The sequence below is a fragment of the Sphingobacterium sp. UBA7253 genome (assembly GCF_002472745.1).
Lineage (GTDB): Bacteria > Bacteroidota > Bacteroidia > Sphingobacteriales > Sphingobacteriaceae > Sphingobacterium > Sphingobacterium siyangense.
On record NZ_DKSP01000245.1, the window covers coordinates 48,596 to 49,024 of the forward strand.

The 429-nt window shown below is 40.1% G+C and carries 1 tRNA gene; it reads right to left on the reverse strand.

Annotated elements, in window-relative coordinates:
- Positions 1-322: 322 nt before the first annotated feature.
- Positions 323-396: transfer RNA gene (locus tag B2X72_RS25800), tRNA-Pro, on the reverse strand.
- Between the last annotated feature and the right edge of the window lie 33 nt (positions 397-429).

The following is a 429-nucleotide window of genomic DNA, read 5'->3' on the forward strand; positions in this document are numbered from 1 at the left end:
CTTTGTTTTGTGTGGCACAAAAGTAAATTAAAAATATGTTTTTTTCAAAAATATTCTCTACATAACACCTAACAAGCTGACTTATTGTAAAATAATTTACAAAACATATAAAACACATATCGATTTCGATCCATAATAATTTTAAAAACCAGCATGACTGCCCTGAATAGCGAAGTTAACACTTGGCTAGCTAAAATAGCGGGATTGGCTGGCCCTGACTGAGTTTCCTCCGGATCAATCTAAATAACACCCTAAAGGCCGTAGGTTCGCCTTCCTACCCTGAAACAAAAAAAAGCCCTAACTTTCGTTAGAGCTTTTCTAGTCGGGGTGGCAGGATTCGAACCTACGACCTCCACATCCCAAATGTGGCGCGATACCGGGCTACGCTACACCCCGAAAAGGTATCACCTTTGTTTTGTGTGGCACAAA